This is a genomic window from Thalassospira sp. UBA4513, assembly GCF_002388495.1.
Lineage (GTDB): Bacteria > Pseudomonadota > Alphaproteobacteria > Rhodospirillales > Thalassospiraceae > Thalassospira > Thalassospira tepidiphila.
The window spans coordinates 1-4,771 of record NZ_DGMR01000017.1 but is presented as its reverse complement, the minus strand read 5'-3'; the positions used below and the strand labels follow the sequence as shown (position 1 = coordinate 4,771).

The 4,771-nt window shown below is 56.2% G+C and carries 3 protein-coding genes; 1 reads left to right on the top strand and 2 read right to left on the bottom strand.

Annotated elements, in window-relative coordinates; all coding sequences use genetic code 11:
- The coding region (locus B2T33_RS06415) for an SPOR domain-containing protein (protein ID WP_286791522.1) at positions 1–947 on the bottom strand (947 nt) is incomplete at its 3' end.
- Positions 948–1,699: 752 nt separating this feature from the next.
- Here B2T33_RS06415 and B2T33_RS06410 point away from each other — a divergent pair.
- The gene (locus B2T33_RS06410) at positions 1,700–3,901 is read left to right on the top strand and encodes a methyl-accepting chemotaxis protein (protein WP_286791521.1); all 2,202 of its coding nucleotides are present in this window, start codon (positions 1,700–1,702) and stop codon (positions 3,899–3,901) included.
- 83 nt (positions 3,902–3,984) lie between these two features.
- Here B2T33_RS06410 and B2T33_RS06405 read toward each other — a convergent pair.
- The coding region (locus tag B2T33_RS06405; protein ID WP_286791520.1) for an aminopeptidase N C-terminal domain-containing protein at positions 3,985–4,771 on the bottom strand (787 nt) is incomplete at its 5' end.

Sequence of the window (4,771 nt, the reverse complement as noted above, 5' to 3'; positions counted from 1 at the left end):
AGGTTGGCATAGGACCCGATCCGGACATAATACCAAGCCCCTTCGTCCTCAGGCCCGCGCACGACAACGGCGACTTCAAGTCCCTTGCCGCGCAGTTCCTCGGCACGCTGGCTGGCATTTTCATGCACCTTGAAGGCACCGACCTGAACCGAGAAAGGCTTGCTGGCATCTGAGGCCGGGGCTGCGGGTGCTGGTTCCGGCGTGGTTTCGGCGGTTTCAGCCGCCGGTTCGGATGCCTCTGGCGCGGGTGCCTGTTCAGCGGTTGGCGCCGTTTCGGTCGCAGCACTGTCTTGCGCGTCTTCAACTGCCGGGGCTTCCGGTGCGGCTGGTGCATCGGTATCGCCGGTTACGTCGCGAATTTCCGGGGCGGCAATCGCCTGTTCTTCTGATCCTGCGGCTTCTTCGGTTTCAGCCACATCCGATGCGGCTTCGCTGCCAGCGGATGCGTCATCCGAAAGTGCCTCGGTACGCTGCGCGATCAGATCGCCGACCGGGTCTTCACTATCGGCGCTGATTTCCGGTGCAGGTGTTGTTGCGGCCGGCTCGGTTGCCTCAGGCGTGGCATCGGGAATTTCGGTTGGTTCTTCCGGGGCGGAGGCCAGCATTTCGACCTGCGGCTGTTCTGTCTGGGTGGTGCGCGCACCGTCTTCAGAATCCATGAACAAGCCTGCGCCGACCAGCATTCCGGCAAAGAACAAGACAAGGCCGAGCATGCCTGCGCCTGTGACCAGGCCAAGAAGGGTTTTGCGATCCATATCCGCTATCCGTGCATTAAGGTTTTGCCGATCACCGGAGCGTTCTGCCCCACGTGCGCTGCCATCACCATGCCCGTCCCGGCCATATATAAAGGCCGGAAGCGGTGCATCCTTTTGCCCGTCATCCGGATCAGTCTGCGGTTCCGGGGTTGCGCGCAAATCGGGTTTGTTGGTGTTGTCTTCGCCAGCCATGGACTTGGCCATCCTTCACGACATCAAAGTTACCCTGCTTTTGTAACCAACAGCACCTTTATAAAACGCTAAAGCCGTGCACGGATGCAACCAGGCAGCGTGCCAAAGATCGATATGGGTCAATGTGTTTTGGATAAAAAAAGGGGGACTGGTATGAATTCCGGCATTGTCCCGCACAATGATCCGGATACCAGCCCCCTCGAGTGAGAGAGATCGACCTTCGGGGAGAGAGAGTCCCGAAGATAGAAGCCATCAGGCACGCCATGTAGGCCTGATGGCCGGTCACAAACGACGTTGTCGTCTGCATTTGACAAACACAGTCATAGAGCATCGTTTTTGCAATTGCAAACGATTATCACACACATTCGCAGAAAAAATTTCAATGCGTCGAAATCGCGCTCGTAAATCGGGGCTAAGCCCCCCAACCAAAACGAGAATTTCCAGATTTCGGACCGCTTCAAACCGGCTGTGTGCCGCAGCAATCCTATGGAAATCGAGAAATAAGGGATTGTGTTCCAAACCAAGCTCTGCTTGGATCAGAACAACTACTCTTGAGAAGTAGAGGTGTGAGCGGGAGAGACGCGAGCCAATATGACCAAAGACAAAAAATAAACTTGGTTTGCTCTGGAGTGACAAAAATGACGGGAGACAAGGCCGCGAAGACGGCTATTGCAGGAGGTGCTACCAGCCTTCTGACGTTACGACGGATTTTGCTCGTAACAGGATTACTGGTTTCAGGTGCAGTGACATGGATGCTTCTTTGGACCGGTGATACCTATCGCAACTTTGCGATTGAAACACTGAACAATTCGGTCAGTGGTACAGTCAATTTCTTTGTCGGGTCGCGTATTGCCACCGACTATGCCGACAAAATTACCCCGATTGCCAATGAATGGTCGCGGCTCGGCAGCCTGGTCAAAAGTTATCAGGAAAATGACCAGACGCGCATGCAAGCCGAACTCAACATCCTGTCGAACGCACGCGAAGTGGTTCAGGGCGATGTAAACCTGATTGGTGCGATATCCTATGATCAGGAATTCAATCAACTGGCGACGTCCGAAGCCAATCTGGGCGCCAGCGTCACTGATGATCCGGACGTCAAAGCCTATTTGATCGGTCGCGACAAGGCCGAAGCCCGCAAACCGGCAAGCTTTATGTGGGCAACCCCGGACGGGCGTCCGGTCTTTAGCCTGATCCTGCCGGTTGGCGGGTTCCGCGCTGTTGGCTTCCTTGAAGTCATCACCGATCCCCTGCCCCAGCTTGCGGGCATTGGCAAGGTTCTTGGCGGCAACTTCCAGATTCTTGATAATTCTGGCAACGTGTTGTTTGAGAGCCTTGAAGCCCCGGCAGCGGCAGAAGCCGAAGCTGCCCCGACAGCAGAAGGCGATGCTGCCCCCGAAAATGCCGGGGATGCAGCACCAGAAGCCAGCAATGAAGTGCCAGCGCCCGAAACGGCCAAGGCAGGCGACACGCACCGCGCGGCAGTGGAGGTTATGATTAGTGATGGTCGTGGCGGTGTCTGGGCCGAGGCCCGGTTTGACCGCGACGTGTCTGATTTCTATGCCCAGACAGATAGCCTGCGGCTGTTGTCGATCGAAATCCTTGTCGGCGTGCTTCTGGCGGCCTGGATTGTTGGCTGGATCCTGTTGCGCACCACGGTTCTGCGCAATCTGCGCGCCTTTGCCGGTGCGATGACGTCAATCTCGAACGGGGACACCAACGTCAATCTGCCCAATGTCGGCAATGACGAAATCGGCGAAATGAAAAAGGCATTGATTGCCTTGCGTGAATCGGTGCGTCAGGCCTTGATCTTGCAAAACATGGTCGAAAATACCCCGACCATGACCGCGATGATCCTGCCTGATGGCAAGCTGAGTTACCTTAACGCCAGTGCGCAAGACTATCTTGGCGGGACAACGGCAACGATTTCGGGTGATTTCCTTAATCTTGGATCGGAGTTCCAGGCCAAGCTTGCCAATCCGAACAACCTGCCGTTTACCGAGATCATCCAGACTGATCGCGGTTATCTTGATATCCTTGCCGCCCCGGTCCGCGACAAGGACAATGTCCTTTTGGGCACCATGCTGGCCTGGAACGACGTGTCAGAGCGTGAGGAAAGCAAGATCGCGGTCACCGAACTGATGGCCGAGGTTGCCCGTGTGGCCCAATCAGTGACCGAACAGTCCGAAGGGTTGCTGAGCCTTGCCAGTGAACTGACAAACCAGTCGGAAAACACAGTACAGCAATCGGGCGGTGCACTGGATGTTTCGCGCGAGGCGGCATCAAATACCCGAAATGTCGCCACCGCGGTTGAGGAACTTTCATCCTCGATCGCCGAAATCAACCGTCAGGCGACCGAGGCTTCCACCGTGACCGGACGGGCACGTGAAGAAGCCGAGGAGAGCCAGCGCAATATCGGATCGCTTGAAAAGGCCAGCTCCGAGATCGGATCGATCATTGATCTGATCAACGACATTGCCCATCGCACCAAGCTTTTGTCGCTTAATGCGACGATTGAAGCCGAGCGTGCCGGTGAACTTGGCAAAGGCTTTGCCGTGGTTGCCAACGAGGTCAAATCGCTTGCCGATCAGACCGCAAACGCAACCGGCCAGATTGGTGACCTGACGGCTGCCATTCAGGAAGAAGTGCAAAAGGCAGCTCATTCGATCAGCACGGTTGGGGAAGTTATTCATCAGGTCAACGACATCCAGTCGACCATCACCCAATCGGTTGATGAACAACGCCGTGCCACCGGTGAGATTTCCGAAAACGTTCAACGCATCGCAGCTGGTGCGGGATCGATGGATGAAATGATCACCTTTGTGAATGACGGCGCACAAAGCACCGGGCGCAGTGCGCATGATCTGAACACGGCCAGCCATAACCTTTCGGAAGTGGCACGCAACCTGTCAGAGAAAATGCGCGAGTTCAGCGAGCGGATGAAGCTGACCTGATCGGCTTTGTGACATTTTCCAACGCAAAGGGCGGCATCCTGTGGGTGCCGCCCTTTGTCATTTCAACAGATATGGTCGCGTAATCAGCTTGCCACGGATTTCGAGGCGATTTCATACAAATCGCGCGAGATTTCCGGCTTGGCGAGGATACGGTTAAGTTCGGCCTTCATCTTGTCCGCGCGATCCGCATCGTATTTTGCCCATTTGCCAAGCGGGGCACACAGACGTGCGGCAACCTGCGGGTTGATGTCATCAAGCTCGATCAGGCGATCAGCATAGAAGGCATAGCCCGAACCATCCTTGGCATGGAAATGACGCGGATTGCCCATGGCAAACGCCCCGATCAGCGCACGCACCTTGTTGGGATTGCGCATGGTAAAGGCCGGATGGCTCATCAGATCCTTAATGCGCGCCAAGGTATCATCCCGCGATGACATCGCCTGCAAGGAGAACCATTTATCGAGAACGACACCATCATTGGCAAAGCGTTCCTCGAAATCGGCCAATGCGGTTTCACGGCCCGGATGATCAAGGTTATTGAGCACCGAAAGGGCGGCCATCTGATCGGTCATGTTATCAGCCGTGCCATACTGCGCGACTGCCACGTCGGCAAATTCATCCGCCCCGCTTGCCACCAGATAGCCAAGGGCCGTTGCCCGCAATGCACGCTGCCCCGCCGACGTCGCATCAGGCGTAAAGGCCGCGTTTGAGGCATTCTGGTGATAGGTATTGGCGAAATCATCCGAAAGCGCCTGGCCAATGCGTTTGCGCAAGGCGGTGCGCACCTGATAGATCGCCTCGGGATTGGCGGGCTTGCGTTGTTCGGACAGGAACGCCTCACCCGGCAAGACAAGCGCATCGGCGCGGAAC